The sequence below is a fragment of the Shimazuella sp. NTD248 genome, from assembly GCF_059510395.1.
In genome coordinates this window covers 1-19,317 of sequence record NZ_JCAJZT010000003.1, presented here as the reverse complement: position 1 = coordinate 19,317, position 19,317 = coordinate 1, and the positions used below count along the sequence as shown (strand labels likewise).

General features: G+C 38.7%; 14 protein-coding genes and 1 pseudogene. 5 read left to right on the top strand and 10 right to left on the bottom strand.

Annotated features, from left to right (window positions below; translation table 11 throughout):
- Positions 1-25: 25 nt before the first annotated feature.
- The 8 genes from miaA to miaB all read right to left on the bottom strand — a co-directional run bounded on the left by miaA (position 26) and on the right by miaB (position 10,488).
- Complete coding sequence (gene miaA, locus AC5WOE_RS07310; protein WP_496049889.1) at positions 26-955, bottom strand: tRNA (adenosine(37)-N6)-dimethylallyltransferase MiaA; 930 nt, start codon at positions 953-955, stop codon at positions 26-28.
- A complete protein-coding gene (locus AC5WOE_RS07305; protein ID WP_496049888.1) occupies positions 952-1,725 on the bottom strand; it encodes a class I SAM-dependent methyltransferase in 774 nt (257 codons plus the stop codon). Before AC5WOE_RS07305 ends, miaA begins: the two co-directional genes overlap by 4 nt.
- Positions 1,726-3,549 (bottom strand): DNA mismatch repair endonuclease MutL, encoded by a 1,824-nt coding sequence (mutL, locus tag AC5WOE_RS07300; RefSeq protein ID WP_496052247.1) that lies wholly within the window; start codon positions 3,547-3,549, stop codon positions 1,726-1,728.
- A gap of 12 nt (positions 3,550-3,561) precedes the next feature.
- Positions 3,562-6,141, bottom strand: a complete 2,580-nt coding sequence (gene mutS, locus AC5WOE_RS07295) for a DNA mismatch repair protein MutS (RefSeq protein ID WP_496052246.1) — start codon at positions 6,139-6,141, stop codon at positions 3,562-3,564.
- Positions 6,142-6,249: 108 nt separating this feature from the next.
- Positions 6,250-7,614, bottom strand: a complete 1,365-nt coding sequence (locus tag AC5WOE_RS07290; RefSeq protein ID WP_496049885.1) for a putative amidoligase domain-containing protein — start codon at positions 7,612-7,614, stop codon at positions 6,250-6,252.
- Positions 7,615-7,782: 168 nt separating this feature from the next.
- Complete coding sequence (gene cotE, locus AC5WOE_RS07285) at positions 7,783-8,358, bottom strand: outer spore coat protein CotE (RefSeq protein WP_496049884.1); 576 nt, start codon at positions 8,356-8,358, stop codon at positions 7,783-7,785.
- A 213-nt stretch (positions 8,359-8,571) separates the two neighbouring features.
- Positions 8,572-9,000: a YlbF/YmcA family competence regulator gene (locus AC5WOE_RS07280; protein ID WP_496052245.1), complete on the bottom strand. Its 429-nt coding sequence runs from the start codon at positions 8,998-9,000 to the stop codon at positions 8,572-8,574.
- 15 nt (positions 9,001-9,015) lie between these two features.
- Positions 9,016-10,488, bottom strand: a complete 1,473-nt coding sequence (gene miaB / locus AC5WOE_RS07275) for a tRNA (N6-isopentenyl adenosine(37)-C2)-methylthiotransferase MiaB (RefSeq protein ID WP_496049882.1) — start codon at positions 10,486-10,488, stop codon at positions 9,016-9,018.
- A 475-nt stretch (positions 10,489-10,963) separates the two neighbouring features.
- On the opposite strand from miaB, the gene AC5WOE_RS07270 reads away from it, so the two are divergent.
- On the top strand, positions 10,964-11,287 hold the full coding sequence (locus AC5WOE_RS07270) for a hypothetical protein (protein ID WP_496049881.1): 324 nt from the start codon (positions 10,964-10,966) through the stop codon (positions 11,285-11,287).
- Between the two features lie 109 nt (positions 11,288-11,396).
- Here the strand turns inward: AC5WOE_RS07270 and AC5WOE_RS07265 are convergent, their stop codons facing one another.
- Complete coding sequence (locus AC5WOE_RS07265; protein ID WP_496049880.1) at positions 11,397-14,039, bottom strand: phosphoenolpyruvate synthase; 2,643 nt, start codon at positions 14,037-14,039, stop codon at positions 11,397-11,399.
- Between the two features lie 178 nt (positions 14,040-14,217).
- Here AC5WOE_RS07265 and AC5WOE_RS07260 point away from each other — a divergent pair, with 178 nt between their 5' ends.
- Both AC5WOE_RS07260 and AC5WOE_RS07255 read left to right on the top strand, forming a co-directional pair.
- Positions 14,218-15,609: a UbiD family decarboxylase gene (locus AC5WOE_RS07260; protein ID WP_496049879.1), complete on the top strand. Its 1,392-nt coding sequence runs from the start codon at positions 14,218-14,220 to the stop codon at positions 15,607-15,609.
- 204 nt (positions 15,610-15,813) lie between these two features.
- The gene (locus AC5WOE_RS07255; protein ID WP_496052244.1) at positions 15,814-17,046 is read left to right on the top strand and encodes a cytochrome P450 family protein; all 1,233 of its coding nucleotides are present in this window, start codon (positions 15,814-15,816) and stop codon (positions 17,044-17,046) included.
- Between the two features lie 38 nt (positions 17,047-17,084).
- Here the strand turns inward: AC5WOE_RS07255 and AC5WOE_RS07250 are convergent, their stop codons facing one another.
- On the bottom strand, positions 17,085-17,489 hold the full coding sequence (locus tag AC5WOE_RS07250; protein WP_496049877.1) for an SdpI family protein: 405 nt from the start codon (positions 17,487-17,489) through the stop codon (positions 17,085-17,087).
- A 102-nt stretch (positions 17,490-17,591) separates the two neighbouring features.
- Here AC5WOE_RS07250 and rnz point away from each other — a divergent pair, with 102 nt between their 5' ends.
- Positions 17,592-18,503, top strand: a complete 912-nt coding sequence (rnz, locus tag AC5WOE_RS07245) for a ribonuclease Z (RefSeq protein WP_496049876.1) — start codon at positions 17,592-17,594, stop codon at positions 18,501-18,503.
- A gap of 142 nt (positions 18,504-18,645) precedes the next feature.
- A pseudogene (locus tag AC5WOE_RS07240) lies at positions 18,646-19,317 on the top strand (BclA C-terminal domain-containing protein); the annotation flags it as partial.

Here is a 19,317-nt window from a genome sequence, read left to right as displayed (position 1 = left end):
CCTCCCATATCTTCTTATCTGATACCTATTCTCTGTAAGATGGAAACTTTCCTGCTACTAAATGGTTAATTTCTATGAACGCATGTACATCTGTTTTATCAAACCAATGAATCTCGGGTATGCGACGGAACCAGGAAAGCTGCCGTTTCGCGTATCTTCGGCTACCCTGTTTAATCGAGGATACTGCCTCTTCATAAGAAATATTACCCTTTATGTATTGAATCATCTCTTTGTAACCAATTGCTTGAGATGCAGTATGATGTTCAAATCGCCCAGTAGCAAGCAATTGTCTTACTTCATGCTCTAGACCCATTTGGAGCATTTGATCAACTCTGCGATTAATCTGATCGTATAGCTCTGTGCGCGGCATTGTCAACCCAATCCATAAAACTTCAAATGGAGAAGCACTTCGGTGTTGTTGTTCGGATAAAGGCTTCCCTGTCAGCTGATAAACTTCTAGCGCTCGGATGATCCTTCGCAGATCATTAGGATGAAGTTTTCTGGCATGAATGGGATCAACTTGTTGTAAACGCTGATGCAAAAATTCGTTTCCATGTTTACTTGCTAACGAAGTTAGTTCCTGACGAATAGCTGGATTTTCAGTGACTTTGGCCATTTGATACTCAAAGATGACTGCTTCTATATATAGTCCTGTTCCACCAACTAAAATAGGCAGATGATTACGATTTTGTATCTCTACAATCTTCTGTCTTGCAATTGCTTGATATTGTTGAACCGAAAAGGATTCGTCTGGTTGAAGCAGGTCGATCAGATGATGAGGAACTAAGTCTTGCTCTTCTTGACTAGCCTTTGCTGTTCCAATGTCCATTCCCTGATATACTTGCATGGAATCTCCAGAAATAATCTCTCCATGAAACGATTTTGCTAGACTTAAGCTCAAGGCTGTCTTTCCAACCCCTGTAGGTCCAACAATAACCAACAAATCAGGTTTCATGGGTCAATCACCCCCCATGCATAACTTGAAGATTGATGAATCACCTTAAAACCAAGTCTAACAAATTCGCTGCTATTTTTCCTCTCTTTTAGCAGAACCCGCCTACGAGCAACTCGTACTGCATGTGCAACTGATTCTTCATCTACAGCTGTCGGATTAGCTAGTGGTTTTAACATCTGCATCGCTTTTGATCCATATACGGTTTTACGAAACATAGGGTCAAATACGACCACATCAAAAGAGTCACTCTTACTTTTAGCAAGATAGGATCGATAATTGCAATTAATTACTTCAATTCTTCGCATTGCTTCATCTACGGCAGGTCTTCCACTACAATAATTTTTTAGACCTTCCTTTACCATACAAGCTAGTAATGGTTCGCTTTCTAGACCCACCACTTTCCCACTAGAACCTGTCACAAAAGACGAAACAATCGCATCTGCTCCCATTCCAAGTGTACAATCCAGCACTTGATCTCCTTCTAAGAGATTCGCAGCTCGCACCATAGCATCATTTTCGCCTTTTGACCATTGTTTCAAACGAACAACAGACAAATTTGGGTGAAAAAAAAATGATGGATAACCACTACTTTCGTAACGCAATCCTTGTTTAGTAACAATTAATACACCATCAACTTCATATTGTATATGCATCTTATCCAAACTCGCACGATCTCTATCTACATAAGGAACAGATAAGGAATCTGCAATCGCTACTGCCTTTTCTTTTTCCTTTATAGATGGTTCATGCGAAGTAGTGACTACAATCATTTACATCACCCGCTTAAACATTTTCTCCAATTCATAGGTAGAAAAATGGACTAGAATAGGTCGACCATGTGGGCATGTATAAGGGGTTTCGCATGTCGCAAGCGTTCCGAGCAATGCTTCCATTTCATCCACCCGTAGATGGCGATTCGCCTTTATCGCAGCTTTACATGCCATTAATTTCGCAGAAGCGTCTCGTAACTCCGTTGTGTTTACCTGACCATGTTTCCTTAACCACTCAATAATTTCTGACAGTAATGAGTGGATTTCAACGGAAGGAAACCAATCTGGATAGCTGCGCAATAAAAACGTATTACCACCAAAAGGCTCAAGATCTAAACCCCAATCTTTGAGCTCTTCTAAATAGCTTTCTAATAAAAGTGCTTCACTTGAGGTGCATTCTATTGTCAATGGAACTAACAAAGGCTGAACGTGATGATCTTCTTTCTTCATTTTCGCTAAAAACTGCTCATAATAAATCCTCTCTTGTGCAGCATGTTGGTCAATCAAGTACATCCCATTTGCTGATTGAGCTACGATGTATGTTCCATGTACTTGTGCCAATGGCAATAAATCAGGCAGTGGAACACGGTTTGATTTTACCTCTAGTTGTTTTAGTTCGTTTGAGGGACTCTCTAATTGAGGTGATAGAAGATATTCTTCAACCTCTACTACTTTTTCTTTTGGTAAAATAAGAGAACTAGTCTCTCGTATGATAGGTGAAGGCTGTTTGATTTCTATCTTTTGATACGGTTGCTCATGAGACAATTCCATTTGCTCAACGTTGGGTTTTGGTGGAAAAATAGTTTGTTTTGGTTGAGTGGCTATGGGAATTAATGTTTTTTGTTGAAAAGCAGATTTAATCGCTTTCGTCATAAGCTGAGCAAGTTCTTTTTCTTTACTTAATCTTACTTCTAATTTTGCAGGATGGACATTTACATCCACGAGTTTTGGGTCCATCTCAATCTGAAATACACCAATGGGATATCTTCCTATAGGTAGCAGTGTTCCATAAGCAGTTAGAATGGTATTAGTCAAAGGAATACTACGAACATATCTTCCGTTTAACAACAGTGTAATCGCTTTTCTACTTGCTCTTGTCACTTCTGGTTTACCGATGTATCCAGATAATTTAAAATCGCTGTCCTCGGCTTTTATTTCTACCATTTGTGCCGCAACTTGTTTTCCATACAGAGCAAATATGGCATGGAGTAGTTTTCCATCTCCTGTACTTCTGAATAGTTCTCTACCCTGATGTTGGAGGTGAAAAGAAATGGTAGGATGAGCCAAAGCTAATCTACCTATTACGTCTGCTACATGGCTAATTTCTGTACTAATCGTTTTTAAATATTTTAAGCGTGCAGGTGTATTGTAAAATAAATCGCGAACTATTACATCCGTTCCTTTTACTCTTGAAGTGGAAGCTGCTTCTCGTTTGCTACCACCATCTATTTGAATAGTGGTAGCTAGTTCTAAATCATTTGAGGATGTGACTAATTCTACTCTCGCTACAGAAGCAATACTAGGAAGCGCTTCTCCCCGAAAACCTAAGGTACGAATAGTTGATAAATCTCTCTCATTTCGGATTTTACTGGTAGCATGCCGTTCAAAGGCAAGTTTTGCATCTTCCATGCTCATACCAATACCATTATCCGATATCCGAATGGAAGTAATTCCACCCTCAACCAAATCCACTTCGATCTTCGTCGCGTCAGCATCGATCGCATTTTCTACTAATTCTTTTACTACAGAAGCAGGGCGTTCTACTACTTCACCAGCAGCAATCTGATTCGCTAAATGATCACTCAGGATTTGAATCGTAGCCAAGTTCCAACCCTCCTACTTCGACTTCAATTTTTGTTGCAACGTTTGTAAAAACTGTAAAGATTCCATAGGTGTATGCTCCAATAGATCCCAAGCTCGCAATTCATTGGTCACTTCTTCTTCAATCGGGCTAATTTCTGGTAGAAATGAAAATAAAGTGAGAGGTTCTTCTTCTTTGGTTACTGCAACTTCAGCTTCAGCTGTGTTCGTTTCTTCTAAATGAGTAAGAATTTCTTTAGCTCGCTCGATAACAGGAACAGGAAGTCCTGCTAATTCCGCTACATGTATTCCATAACTACGATCTGCCCCTCCTGAAACAATCCGATGCAAAAATACTACTTTCCCATCTTTCTCCACACATTTGGCATGTACATTTTTCAATTTGGGAAGTTCTGATTCTAATTTGGTAAGTTCATGATAGTGAGTGGAAAAAAGCGTTTTTGCTCCTACTTTCTCGTGAACATATTCTACTATTGCATGAGCCAAAGCCATCCCATCATAAGTAGAAGTACCACGTCCTACCTCATCCAAAAGAATTAAGCTTTTAGGAGTTGCTTCTTGTAATGCTTCACATGTTTCCATCATTTCCACCATAAAGGTACTATGACCTTGTGCCAAATCGTCAGAAGCTCCGATACGAGTAAAGATCCGGTCGATCAAACCTATCTCTGCCTTATCAGAAGGTACAAAACATCCAATTTGAGCCATTATAGCGATAAGTGCTACTTGTCTCATATAGGTGCTCTTCCCAGCCATATTAGGACCTGTTATCATTAGCACTTGTCTCGTGTCAGAATCCATATGAATATCGTTTGATACATAGTTATCAAATTGAGCTGCCTCTACTACAGGATGTCTGCCTTTTTGAACATAAAACCGATCACTATCTGTAATAATAGGGCGAGTATATTGGTAGCGGATAGAAACAGCAGCATATGCATGTAGAACATCGATTTCTGCTATTTTTGCAGCTAAATTCTGTAAACGTACAACTTCATTAGCAATTGTATCTCTTACCTGCTTTAACGTTTCCATCTCTAATTCTAGTGATCTTTCGTTTGCATGTAAAATAAGCTGTTCTTGTTCTTTCAAATCAGCTGTTATAAATCTTTCTGCATTTGCTAACGTCTGTTTACGAATGTATCCTTCTTCTGGTACAAGATGGAGATTTGATTTGGTAATCTCTAAATAGTAACCAAAGATACGATTATAACCTACTTTTAACGATTTGATGCCAGTGCGTTTCCGTTCTTGTTGTTCTAATTTGGCAATCCAACCCTTCCCATTGCTCTGAATATGACGAAGCTCGTCCAGCTCTTCATGATATCCTTCACGAATGATTCCTCCATCTTTTAAGGAAATAGGAGGCTCATCGACAATAGCGGATGCAATAAGTGCTTGTACATCTTGACAAGGATCAAGACTATCCGCTAAACGATGTAAAACGTCAGATGAAAAAGATGCAAGTTTTTCCTTGATCGTAGGTATTTCCTCCAGTGATTTTCTTAATTGATAAAGATCACGTGGTGAAGCTGATCCAAATGAGACACGGGCTGCTAACCGTTCTAAATCATATACCCTTTTTAAATGATCGGTTAACTCTTCTAACAAAATCATCTCGTCTATAAACTGAGAAACAATATTTTGCCGATGTGTAATTTCCTGTTTAGAAAGTAAAGGTTTATCCAGCCATTGCTTCAACATGCGACTCCCCATTGCTGTTGCTGTATGATCCAAATGGGCTAGTAAAGAACCTGTTCGTTTCTCATTCTGAAGAGATCTCGTTAATTCCAGATTCCGGCGAGCGACCTCATCCAATAACATATAAGAATGAGCATGATAACGCCTCAATCGCTTAAGATGGCCCAAGGATCGTTTTTGGGTTTGTAATAAATATTGATAGACATAGTGCAATGTTCCAAGCAGCAAAGAAGTATTACAAACTTCATACACATTCGGAAATTGTTCCTCCAACGATGAAGCAGAATCTACATCATCAAATTCACTGACTACAATGCCTAAACGTTTACATTCCTCATGCAGTAACGAATTTGCAGCCAGCTCATGAACCACTACTAATTCTTTGGGTTCAAAAGTTGCAATTTCATTTAAAACAGCTGGCAATGCCTGGTGTAACTCGCTTAAAAAACACTCTCCAGTAGAAAGATCCACAGCAGCTATTCCATAACTATGTTCCTCTTGATACAAAGCTGTCAAAAAATGATTTTCTGTTGCTAACAGCATATTTTCTTCCATTACAGTCCCTGGAGTAATGACACGAACCACTTCTCGTCTCACAACACCTTTTGCCTGCTTTGGATTCTCTACTTGCTCACAAATTGCAACTCTGTGCCCTGCTGCTACTAACTTTTCTATGTATGCAGAAGCGGAGTGAAAAGGAACTCCACACATAGGAATCTTTTCACTTGCTCCACCATCTCGAGCAGTTAATGTTATCTCTAAGATTTTCGAAGCTTTTTCAGCATCTTCAAAAAATAATTCATAAAAATCTCCTAATCGAAAAAACAAAAAAGCATCTTGGTTTTTATTTTTTATAGAAAGATACTGCTCAATCATGGGTGTATATCTAGCCAATCGTAAGTCCTCCAACCAATAAATTTCTCTTTAGTGTATCATAAAAAAGCACAGCAGTTATGGCATAAAACATAATGAATTAGAAATATCCTTGATGCCCAACTTGCATCAAGGATTTGGTTGATTTCTCTTAAATCCTTCCCGATATGGCGGAAGTCTCCATGCTCTACGAAAATCACGGGATTCATCCCAATTCTTCCCGCTCTGTAAATATTCAAAATAAGGATCTAAGTATTTTTCGTATTGTGAGTAATCATCTAAGTCTTTCAATTCTTGTATAAGTAATGATGTCCAAAATCGAAAAGAATCTTTTTCCCCTTTATAATAAGCAATTTGAAGATCAGGATTACTGAGTGGATTGAGAGTTAATTTTTGGTGATTCAATATGATAAGTTTAGCTACAGCTATAACACCTTTAGTAAGTGTAGGAGATACCAACCAACTGGGGGGAGTACGGTACTCAAATCCACCATGACTTTTGATTCGATAGTCACCTAAATAACCATATTTTGGCCTTCTGCTAATTCCTTTTTGATCTTCAGCCATCATAAGAGGAAGGGTCAAATAATTATCAAGTGCACGAAGCATTTCAAAATTAGGTTCTATTCCACTAAAATGAATATGACCTCCCATAGGAAAACCAGCAAATGGCATAGCACCAGCTAACCAGCTGCATGGTATATGAGCAACTTTCCTAGCAGCATAGGACAAACAATGGTATATGCGTTCTACCAAGACCCGTGGATCTGTCGAGGGTCGTGGCCTTACTTCTACCAATGGCTTGTGAGAACGGTTTTGCCCTAACCAAATGGCATCACAACCTACTCTTCCCCGCAACGGAAAATATTTAGATGCAAGTATAATATTTCCATTTTGAGAACGCATTACAAATTCAGGATCGGCACCAATCATCAATTCATCAGCAGATATGGTTGTGCGTGACTTTTCTTTATGTTGTTTAAATTCTTTTTCATAGGCATCTAACATTGGTGGACCGAGTTTTGGGCTTGGATTTACTTTTCGAATTACAATATTTTTACCAGAGGCTACTCCACAAATTACAACTGCGTAATCAAGACCTAGTGCATATACGGCTCTTATCGACATATTCTGGACATTTTGCACTTCTTTTGATTTTTCCACAGTTATCGGAACTCGTTGATAACTTACCTGAGCCGGTCTTTTTTGTAACCATTGACCTTCTGATTTTGAGCAGTACATAAATAGAACTTTGGTCTGACACACATATACGATATATTGTCTTATAATAAAGCCTCGGTCTTGAACAAGAATACCATGTGCTCGTAAAACCCGTTTTCTTGTCGCCTCATCTGCTACTCGTTCAACTTGTTGAGCTGGATTTAACGTGATGTGCTCATTAAGTTTTATAGTAGCAAATAATTTACCTTGTTCATCTGACAATGATAGTCCCTGTTTTTTCTCATATTCTTCCCGCAGGGTAACGGCTCTCATCAACCTTCCCCCTTCTTTGCCACTACCCTTAGCTTATGTAGTAACAGGTAAATAGGTTATTAAGAAAGCTTTGTTTTATCTTGCCGAAATTTGCCCACGAAAAAGAAAAGAAGGCCTCTTCCTCCGCCTTCTCTGGTACCCCCAAAAAGGGGAAACTTTTTGGGGGGATTAATCTTCTAAATCATCAATGATCAAGTCTGGATCTAATTCTTCAAATCCTTCTTCCCCATTTTGGGATTGGAAAACAAAATCTTTATCATCAATCTCTGCATATTCTGCTGGATAACAGGCAACCGTAATTTTGGTTTCACCTACAAGTTCAACTGCAAACTCTTTTTCTACACGAACGATTATCGCATCGTTATTGGATGAGATGGATGCCTCTACACAATTTGGTGTTTGTGTAGCTGCAGCACTTACAGAAACACTTAATTCTCTCGTATGCGGGTCAAAATAACTCAGTGGAACTTGTTCCACATACTTTACTGTCTCTTTCATCACATCTGTTTTGGTGTTTCCTTTTGTGGAATACCAAATATTCACATCATAGCTACCCTGTACTTCAATTGCTTCTCCAACTTTTGCAGATTCGTACTGATGATTAATAACCCATGCGCCTAAAACATTGTGGACATGGTCAGGCGTTTCAATAGAATGAGTAACTTGCGAAAATTTGCGCCCTTTCCCAACTATCGCTTTCGTAATAACCTGACGATATTCCACTACTCTATCTGTATTTGGCACCTAAATTCCCTCCTCCAACGGTCTTTCAAAACCAATGTATGCAGGGCATCTGCCTTGGGTGCTAAAAACCCATAGACTTTTTTTAAAGCCGTACAAATGATTTTGATCTTATAACATGTATTACGCAAAAATAAGAAAAAAATGATACAAATGCGCAAATTGTCTTTTCTTTTCTAATAAAAAAACAGATAGGAAATTTCCTACCTGCTTGATTTAACCTGTTTTTTTATGTTTGTTTCCACAACCGCAAGCACCGCCACTACCACAGCCACTTGCGACGACACCGCCTGTTTCCACTTCTAGTTTTCCGGAAACCGTTTGAGCAATTACTTGTTGGATCATTTGTAGTAACTCATTTAACTCTACTTGCCGTTGCTGATACTCCAACACAATAGGCATATGATCCAGTTTATCATTCAGTTCATCCAATTCTTTTTCTACTTGCATCCTGTACACTGTTTTCTCATAATGTTTGGCATGTACCAATTCTTTTTGTTTCTTCTTTATTGTCTCAATCAAGTTTTGTACGGATTGACTATCATTGACTTGTTGCTCCGCTATATGAAATCGCTCTACTTCAGAACTTGTACGTACTTTTTCAGCGAAAAACTCAGCAGATTTCAAAACTGAATGTTCTATCATCTTATCCACCCCACCTTATGCTACTGGAGATTTAGATATCTCTTCCACCCATTTGCCTTTCAATGTCCATGTTTGTGCTTTTTCAATAGACACATAAACCATTTTGCCGATCAGATGTTTCGGTCCAACAAAATTAACTAATTTATTCGTTCTGGTTCTACCAGAGAGCACATCTGGATTTTTTTTGCTTTCTCCTTCCACTAGAACTTCTACAACTTGACCTTGTAATAGAGCATTTTTCTTCTTACTCATCTCATTTAACACATCATTCAATTCAGCGAGACGGCGTTTCTTTACTTCCATTGGAACATCATCTTTCATTTTTGCCGCTGGAGTGCCATCTCTAGGTGAGTAAATGAATGTAAATGCCATATCATACTCCACCTCTTTTACCAGAGAAATGGTTTCAGCAAACTGCTTTTCTGTTTCTCCAGGAAATCCAACAATAATATCAGTAGTAAGCACAACATCAGGGATAGCTTTTTTCAATTTCGCCACTAATTCCAAATAACGTTCTCTATCATACTTTCTTGCCATTAATTTTAACACTTCACTGCTTCCCGATTGAACTGGAAGATGGATATGTTCCACTAAATTCCCTTTTTTGGCCAATACTTCAATCAAATGATCATCGAAATCTCTAGGGTGACTAGTGGTAAAACGCACCCTAGGGATGCCAATCTTTCTCACATCATCCATCAGATCCCCAAAACGATAGGTGGTATCATGAAAGTCTTTTCCATAAGCATTGACGTTTTGCCCGAGCAAGGTGATCTCTTGATAGCCAAGACGCGCCAAGTTGCGAATCTCATTTAATACATCTTCAGGTCGACGACTGCGTTCTTTTCCTCGAGTGTATGGTACAATACAATACGTACAAAATTTGTCGCATCCATACATAATATTAACCCATGCTCGAAGTCCATCTGCACGCACTTTTGGCATGTTTTCAATGACATCGCCTTCTTTGGACCATACTTCCACTACCATTTCTTTAGACATCAATGCATTATACAAAAGATATGGTAAACGATGTATATTATGAGTACCGAAAATTAAATCCACGTGCTGATGCTTTTGCAAGATACGTGAAACAACAGATTCTTCTTGTGACATACATCCACAGACGCCCAAAATGAGCTCCGGTTTCTCGGTTTTTAATGCTTTCAGACTGCCAATATGCCCAAACACCTTATCTTCTGCATTCTCTCGGATTGCACAAGTGTTTAATAAAATAATATCTGCATCTTGATGAGATGCAGTTCGTGTATATGCCATTTGTTCCAGTATCCCGGCAATGGTCTCACTATCATGGACATTCATTTGACAGCCATATGTTTCAATCATGTACTTCTTACCTGATCCAATACCTTGCATCTCTTGTGGTATCTGATCAAATTGCAAGACTTGGATGTCTTCTTTGCCCCGTTTTTTTGCTTCTTTTAGATCAGGAGCAATAAAATACTGACTGTAATCTTTTCCACTCACGGCCTCCACCCTTTCTATATGAAATATCTATTAGATTAATGATTTCAGCGTCGTAACTTGATTATTATATCGGATATATGCTTTTTCTTCAAATAGTTTGGATTGCAAACTTGTTTATGATAATAATATTAAAAAAACAAGAACATATTACGTTTTTCTTATCTCCTACTATTTTTGCTAAAATACCAATCCTTTCAATGAATAAATGACAAAATTATACTTATCTTTTTTAAATTACTCAGCCTTTTCCTACTAAATATAGGAAATAATAATCACAATCTCACTTTTTTCATAAGATCGTATGACCCTACTTGCCTTTGGAAAAAGTTTTTGCTCTCTTTCTAGATGATGGATCAAACAATAGTTATTCATTCCCGTTTTTTGATTTAAATAACAAACTCGTTTATTAAAAATTTTCTCGCATATTAAAATATAATCCGATATACTTAATACAAGCAATAGAGAGGAATAATCCATGATTGCTGACAATCTCCCGAGCACAATCTCAGAAGTTGAGCTCATCCTCCCCAAAGAAGTGAGTCTGGAGTACACCTACAAGTACCCTTCTGACACAGGAATCGTACTCGTAGGTGTGGAGTACGAGATCACCGTTCCAGAGAAGCGAATCTTCGGCATCCCTGTCAGGAGGGAGTCCACTCGAAAAGGCAAGTACGAAATGGCCATCGTAGAAGAAGGACTCATCACACTTGTCACGAAGGAGGACTGGTTCTGCCACTTCGAAACCGAGATCCGCTTCGATGAGGAGAGGATTCTCAGTGTGAAGGGTGATTCACTCTGAGTACTTGGGCGATAGCTCCCCAACCCATAGGTTGGGGGGCGCCTATGTTGCAAATAAAAACACCCTTATTTCCTAAAATCATTAAGAAAATAAGGGGCTAACCATAATCTCATTCTATAATTTCTACAAACCCTTGTGTCCCATCCACACGTATGATTTGACCATTTTTAATTTTCTTCAGTGCATCTTCGACGCCAACGACCGCAGGAATACCATATTCTCTTGCAACTACTGACCCATGTGTCATCAATCCGCCTACTTCCGTCACCAATGCGATAGCAGATTGGAACAAAGGAGTCCATCCTGGATCGGTAAAGGGTGCTACCAATATTTCTCCTTCATGTAACTGTGCTTCTTCTGGTCTATACACGATTCGAGCCTTCCCTTGTACAACACCAGCCGATACCGGAGTACCAATTAAGGAATTCTTCGGAAAATCTTCCGACCTTGATGTTGGGGTAATTATTTCACCTTCACTAGTCATCACTCGTGGAGGAGTCCATTTCTGCTGCAAAATATATGCTTCTTTTCGATTTTTTAAGATTTGGGACAAATCTTCTATCTCTTCTCCTTTTGCTAGTCGAATGATTTCAGGAAGCGATAAATAATACACATCTTCGCGGTTCATGATCACTTTTTTCGCAACTAAGTTATCTGCTTGCTTCATGATCACTTTTTTACATTCATCTAGTATGGTAATAAGGAAATATTTATGGTGTTCGCGAAGCGCTCCTAAGTTACGGTATAATTTTATCAGTCTCTTCATGATTCGATACCGAATTGGATGACGTCTCAATTGTTGAAGAACCCTTATTTCTGTTTCTTTTGCTTGCTCTGCCCCTAATTGGAATTTTTTTCTATGTTCACCAGCTTTTACACTCCTCATGTGCCCCAAAATTGCTGGAACTAATAGAGTTGGCTTCTCTCTCCATCTAGGATTAGTAATATCAATCTCACCAGGACATCTTTGTCCAAATTTATCTAGAAAATCATGAAACACCTGTTGAAACTGTTTTCCACCAGCTATTTTATCTAATCCGTCCAAAAAACTAGAGTCATCAGCAGTTTGTAAATATTGCACTACATCAGGCAATACTCGCAATTGGTCGGCTAAATCTCCGATTGCCAGTCCCATCTCACTTGAAATATTTCCATCATAAGATTGGCTCAGTTTTTGTAAGGCTTGATCATCTTGAACCCAATCACGAAGATATTTCTTTAATAAGCCAGCTGTAAAAAGAAATGGAGCGATGAAGGGAAACAGATTTTGAAAAATGGATAACAAAGAAGTGGATAATAATTCCTGCATTTTTTCTAACTGTTCGAACCCTTCTAACCTTGTAAAAGATTCTTTCCATCTCGTATGTTGTTCTTGCATATATGTCTCTACTCGTTTTTTTGCCAAAAAAGGGTCTCTTCGAAATACATTTTGATAAACCTCTGTGACTACTGGAGTAATATTTTTTCTAACTGCTTTGCCGATTTCTTTAGAAAGTGGTACATTTTTAAAATCTGGGCGATTAATCACCTCTTGTAGAGCAAGGCTCATCCTATTGTCCATATTGGATAAAATTTTAGGGATAATTTTTTTAGCGAGTGGATATCGAAGTATATCTGATGGATCAACAAACAGCCTTCCACCTGCCGGCAAAATGTACTTGCTTGTTGTACTTGCTGGTTCTTTACCAAATGGGAAAAGCGTTTGAAAAATAGATATGCCCAAAGGCTTCATTGGTGATGTCATCATTTGAATATGTCCAAAAGATAAAAAGACACGTAATGTCTCGGATTCTATCTTTGGCATGGGATATAAAGATGTAATCGGTCTACTTTGAACCACAAAAAACTTTCCATCTTCTACACAGAACTCTATATCTTGAGGGAATCCAAAATGCTGTTCTATTCGGCTTCCTAGCTCAGCAAGGGACAAAATCTGAGTATCGGATAATACTTGTTTCTTCTGCTTTTCCTCTGGAATATCGCTCTTTTTCGTCCCCCCATCTTCAAGCGATTCGATCATTATTTTTTTGGCTGAAATTTTCTTTGATATGATTTCGCCTGCTTTTACCTTATATAAATCTGCTGTAACTAATCCCGATACTAGGGCTTCTCCTAATCCATAGCTTGCATCAATAGAAGTCACCAATCGGTTTCCACTAACAGGATCAGCAGTAAAAAGAATCCCAGAAATCTCTGGTTGTACCATACGCTGTATGACTACAGATAAATACACTTGGCGGTGATCAAATCCATTTCTCGCCCGATAAGCAATGGCGCGGTCTGTAAATAAAGAAGCCCAACACTTGCGAATGGCATCTAATAAGGGCTGTTCTCCTTGAATATTCAAATACGTATCTTGCTGTCCTGCAAATGATGCAGATGGTAAATCTTCAGCTGTAGCACTAGACCTAACCGCGTAGGTATAGTTATTCCCAATAGATTTCCAAGCGTTTATGATGTCTTTTTGGAGAATACTTGGAATTTCTAAACTCTCTATATGCTCACGGATTCGTTTTCCTAAATCTTTAATATCATCAAGATTATTTGCATTTACTTTTGTGCACTCCTTAAGCAGTTCTTCCATTTCAGAGCTCGATTCAATGATGGATTGATAAGCAAAAGTAGTTACACAAAAGCCATCAGGTACAGAAAAACCAGCTGCAAATAAATCTCCCAAATTAGCCCCTTTTCCTCCCACTTCTCCACTATTTCTGGCATTAATCTGTGCAAAAAATAAGATATTCACACACATGGACTTCCCTCCAAAAAAAGCAATGTCTTTTCTTTACTCTAGCTCAAATCACCCATAAAGTAAAGTGAGTACTCACTTTTTATTGCTAACTTATTCCTTTCAGAGTCTTTTCTATCTGTTCAAATATATCTCGTTTATAATTAAGTATATTTATATTCTTTTTAAGAGAAGGGATACTATGCACAAATCTACAAATCATTGGGATTTTGCAAGTCGTGGACTTGGAGATTTACAAGGTATTATTCGTTTTTTGAAACAAGAAGGACTTCTTTCTACGGTCAAAACATCTGTAAATCGTATTCATGAAATGGCTGGCGTCGCAAAAAAATTAGAAGGAACAAACGCTCTTCTTTTTGAAAAAGTAATCCCTTATATTGCTCCTGTATTTACTGGCCTTTATTGGAATCGAGATGCATTGGCTCGATTGTTCCAAACGAAATCCGAAAAACTTCCATTTTTGATGGCTGATGCAATCGAACAATGGCAACAAAATCCTGTTTCTCCTGTAACTCATTCATCAGGACCTGCAAATGAAGCAGTTTATACTCAAGACATTGACCTCTTAAATATACTCCCTATTCCTATACAAGGATTAGAAGAAGGTGGTCCTTATCTCACATCTAGTGTTGTCATAGCCAAAGATCCGGAATCAGGAATACGTAACGCTTCCATTCATCGTTTTATGGTAACAGGACCAAATCGATTGACGATGCAGTTGGATATGGGCAGGCACCTCCGTGATTACTATGAACGAGCAGAACAAATGGGAAAACCATTGGAAATAACAATAAATAATGGAGTAAGTCCTGCAGTACATATAGCTGCTGTAACACCAAGCAATGCCGCATCGCTAGATAAAGATGAATTAGGTATAGCCAGTACCATATTAGGAGAGCCCCTAGCTCTTCTACAATCTCAAACCGTATCTGTAGAAGGAATCGCGGATGCGCAGTATGTCATTGAAGGTGAAATTTTACCAGAAATTCGAGAGTGGGAAGGACCGGCAGCTGAGGTAACTGACTACTATGCAAAAAAAGATCGACGCTGGGTGGTACATGTTAAAGCGGTTACAAAGCGACTAGAACCTATTTTCCATACCATTATTCCAGGTAGGGAAGTATATAATGCCGTAGGCCTTATGGCTGAAGCGAGTATTTTTCGAAATGTCAACCGACTAGTACCAAGTGTCCAAGCAGTGTTTTTAACTTATGGAGGTTGTGGGTTTTACCATGCTGTTTTGCAAATAAAGAAAAATACCGAAGGAGTGCAAAAAAATGCCATCTTAGCTGCATTTGCCTCTTTTCCTTCTTTAAGACGTGTGACAATTGTTGATGAAGATGTAAATATTTATGATCCAATTGATGTAGAATGGGCAATCGCAACCAGACATGATCCCGTGAAAGATATCATTGTCATTCCAGAAGCGATCGGACATGAATTAAATCCAATGACATTAGGTGGAACTGTAACAAAAATTGGTATCGATGCTACTGCACCATTTCCACGACCTCGAAAGTTCCACCGAATACAACTCCAACAAATAGATTTGGACAAATATGAAATAAAGTAAAACGGGAGATGATTTAAACCTTCCGTTTTTTATTCCAAGACCTCTATCCTGTTAATATTAAAAAATTTTAGCCTTTCCTCCCCACCCGATTGACCAAGTGGTCAATATGAGATAAAATAAAACCAAAAGCCTATTGACCATATAGTCAATAAGCTGAGCAGTTTCCAATCAAATGGTTATCATTAAAAAGAAAGAAGGATGGATATGGATAAAATCACAAGTAATGATTTTATCTCTCCAGAATACATGGAGAATTTCGCTAAATTTCACGAGAAAATACAATTTCAAAAGAAAACACTTATTCCTATTGATGATTTCTTTGGCATGGGAAAAGCCTGGCTTGTACATCGTTACAATGATGCTCTTAGCATACTGAAAGACAAACGTTTTCTAAAAGATATGCGAAAATTTCAGCCTCAGCAAACAGAACAAGAAAAACACCAAGAAAATGCTTCTGTAAGTGTATTAGTAGAATGGTTGAGAACGATGCCAAATATGCTTACTGTTGATCCCCCAGATCATACTCGCCTACGTAGATTGGTATCGAAAGCATTTACTCCACGAATGATCAATAATCTTACACCCCGTATACAGGAAATAGCAGATGAGTTATTGGACAAGGTAATGGATAAGAAAAAAATGGATCTCATCGAAGATTTTGCTTATCCATTGCCTATTTTAGTCATTTCTGAGATGCTAGGAATCCCCAAAAATGACCGAAATCAGTTTCGAGAATGGACTCAAAAAATCGGAAAAGCTTCTTTAGATCCAAAACAAGCAGGATTGGTTGCCGCTACATTAGAGGAGTTTATTGGCTACATCAAAACATTAATAAGCGAGAAACGCAAAAACCCAAATGATGATGTAATTAGCAGCTTAATAAAAGCACATGAAGAAGGAGAAAAATTAAGTGAGAATGAATTAATTTCTACTATCTGGTTACTCATCACTGCTGGTCATGAAACTACTGTTAATTTGATCTCAAATGGGATGCTAGCACTCATACAACATCCGGAGCAAATGGATTTGCTGCGTAACAATCCTTCCCTACTTCCCACTGCTGTGGAAGAACTATTACGCTATACTGGACCTGTTATGATTATCAATCGTATTGCCGGAGAAGATATAGTACTTCATGAACAGAACATTCAGAGAGGAGATAATATCCTTATTTCCATAGCTTCTACGAATCTAGATCCCAGCAAGTATACAAAACCTAATGAATTAAACATTGCACGAGATGAAACGGAACACCTAGCTTTTAGTACAGGTATCCATCACTGTTTGGGTGCTCCATTGGCACGTTTAGAGGGAAAAATCGCATATGAAACCTTGCTTCGTCGATTACCTCATCTACGATTGAATACGAAAATGGACCAACTTCATTATCAAACAAGCACTCTTCGTTCATTGGAAAACCTACCTATAACCTTCTAACTGCCGAAAAGGAAGAACGGAAGACGATGCTTCCGTTCTTATCTTTTTTCTTCTTGTTTATAGAGCAAGTAAGAGTAGACATAGAGAATGACCACTGTAAACATCAAAAAACCTATTCCTATAATCATCCACCAATATGCTGAAAAACCTGCTCCTATCAAAAACAAAAACCCATCCACTGCAAATAATACAGACCCCAACTGATGCGTTTTTCTCCAATTTTGTTCGGAAGCAATAGACCATGGAGTCCTTATTCCAAATATATAATTTTGCCTAATTTGTCTCATATAGTTTCCAAGTACTAAAAACAAAAGACCTAATAATCCCCCTGTACAGGTAACAATCGAAATTGGAAATCCCATTGTGGCTAGTAAGATAATAAAAGAAATAGATACAAAAAACAAAACCATCAATAATGAAACAATAGACAGGTCATCTTGCAAGTACAAAAACATACTATTGGCAAATCGGATAAGGCTTTTGTTACAATATCTTTATCTGTTTACAAGCTCGAAATAAAGATAAAAACGAAAAGGAAATTTCTTATGAAACTTTACTTTTTAGGAACAAGTGCAGGAGTACCCACAAATTTCCGAAATGTATCTTCCTTAGCACTCTTCTTACCCGAATACAATGGCGATATTTGGTTATTTGATTGTGGTGAAGCAACTCAACATCAAATTATGAAATCTCCTATTAAATTGAGCCGAATCAGTCGAATATTTATTACTCACTTGCATGGAGATCATATTTATGGTTTACCTGGATTACTCAGTACACGTTCTTTTCAAACTGAGTCTCCACTCACCATTTACGGACCTAGAGGAATCAAAGAATTTATAGAAACTACTCTTTCCATAAGTGAAACTCATTTAAGTCATCCAATTGCCTATGTAGAAATAATGGATGAGATGACTTTGGCTGAAAAACATTTTACGATTCACATTAAACAACTTGAACACAGAATTACGTGTTTTGGATTTCGTTTAGAAGAGAATGATAAGCCTGGCAAACTGAATACCAAAAAACTACTGGCTCAAGGGGTAAAACCCGGCCCCATTTTTCAAAAAATAAAACGTGGAGAACTAGTCATTTTACCAGACGGCAGACAAATAGATGGGAAACAATTCATTGATGCTCCTACACCAGGTAAAATTGTTACGATATTAGGAGATACGCTACCCTGTGAAAATAGTATCACATTAGCTAAAAATGCTGATCTATTAATTCATGAAGCTACACAACTTCATGAATTACAAGATAAGGCATCCCAATACTTTCATTCTACAACTACTGAGGCTGCCTCTATCGCCCAAGAAGCTGGAGCAAAACGACTGATCATTAACCACTTGAGTCCTCGTTACCATGAAGTAATGGAAGAACATTTGATAGAAGAAGTGAGAAGTATCTTTCCAAATGCCCAAATAGCAAATGAACACCAATTCTATGAAATTTAATAGATTTAAAGATTCTGTTACTATTAACCCAACCTTCCTATCAAAAATAGGTTTAGATAACTGTGCATATTTCTATCAACCCTCCTCTGATTTCCATATACTTTATTAAAGACTTTTTTTAGTAGAAAGAGGGTTGATTGTTATATCGAACAGAAAAAAAACGGATGAATGGGCAACAGCATTTGATTCATGGATAAATAAAGATAGTACAGATCCATTTGGAAATTGTAATTCTCTTTGTCAACCTTTTAACTTCCCTTGTTGTATCGGTCCAAAGGGCCCCACTGGCGCTACTGGACCAATAGGACCAAGAGGTGTTACTGGTGCCACCGGGGCCACTGGAACTGGGTCTACTGGCGCTACTGGGGCTACTGGGGCTACCGGGACCACTGGGGCTACCGGGACCACTGGCGCTACTGGGAATACTGGCGCTACCGGGAATACTGGCGCTACTGGAAATACTGGCGCTACCGGAAATACTGGCGCTACCGGAAATACCGGTGCCACCGGAGATACTGGAGTTACTGGCACTACCGGGAATACCGGCGCTACCGGAAATACTGGCGTTACCGGGAATACTGGCGTTACCGGGAATACTGGCGTTACCGGGAATACTGGCGTTACCGGGAATACTGGCGCTACCGGGAACACTGGCGTTACCGGGAATACCGGCGCTACCGGGGCCACTGGCGCTACCGGGAATACCGGCGCTACCGGGAATACTGGCGCTACCGGGAATACCGGCGCTACCGGGAATACCGGCGCTACCGGGAATACTGGCGCTACCGGGAATACTGGCGCTACCGGGAATACC

Coding starts and splice junctions, on each gene's coding strand:
- miaA (WP_496049889.1), bottom strand. CDS start 955: ATGAAACCTGATTTGTTGGTTATTGTTGGACCTACAGGGGTTGGAAAG.
- rnz (WP_496049876.1), top strand. CDS start 17,592: ATGAAACTTTACTTTTTAGGAACAAGTGCAGGAGTACCCACAAATTTC.
- AC5WOE_RS07305 (WP_496049888.1), bottom strand. CDS start 1,725: ATGATTGTAGTCACTACTTCGCATGAACCATCTATAAAGGAAAAAGAA.
- AC5WOE_RS07290 (WP_496049885.1), bottom strand. CDS start 7,614: ATGAGAGCCGTTACCCTGCGGGAAGAATATGAGAAAAAACAGGGACTA.
- AC5WOE_RS07260 (WP_496049879.1), top strand. CDS start 14,218: ATGCACAAATCTACAAATCATTGGGATTTTGCAAGTCGTGGACTTGGA.
- AC5WOE_RS07280 (WP_496052245.1), bottom strand. CDS start 9,000: ATGATAGAACATTCAGTTTTGAAATCTGCTGAGTTTTTCGCTGAAAAA.
- AC5WOE_RS07265 (WP_496049880.1), bottom strand. CDS start 14,039: ATGTGTGTGAATATCTTATTTTTTGCACAGATTAATGCCAGAAATAGT.
- AC5WOE_RS07255 (WP_496052244.1), top strand. CDS start 15,814: ATGGATAAAATCACAAGTAATGATTTTATCTCTCCAGAATACATGGAG.
- AC5WOE_RS07270 (WP_496049881.1), top strand. CDS start 10,964: ATGATTGCTGACAATCTCCCGAGCACAATCTCAGAAGTTGAGCTCATC.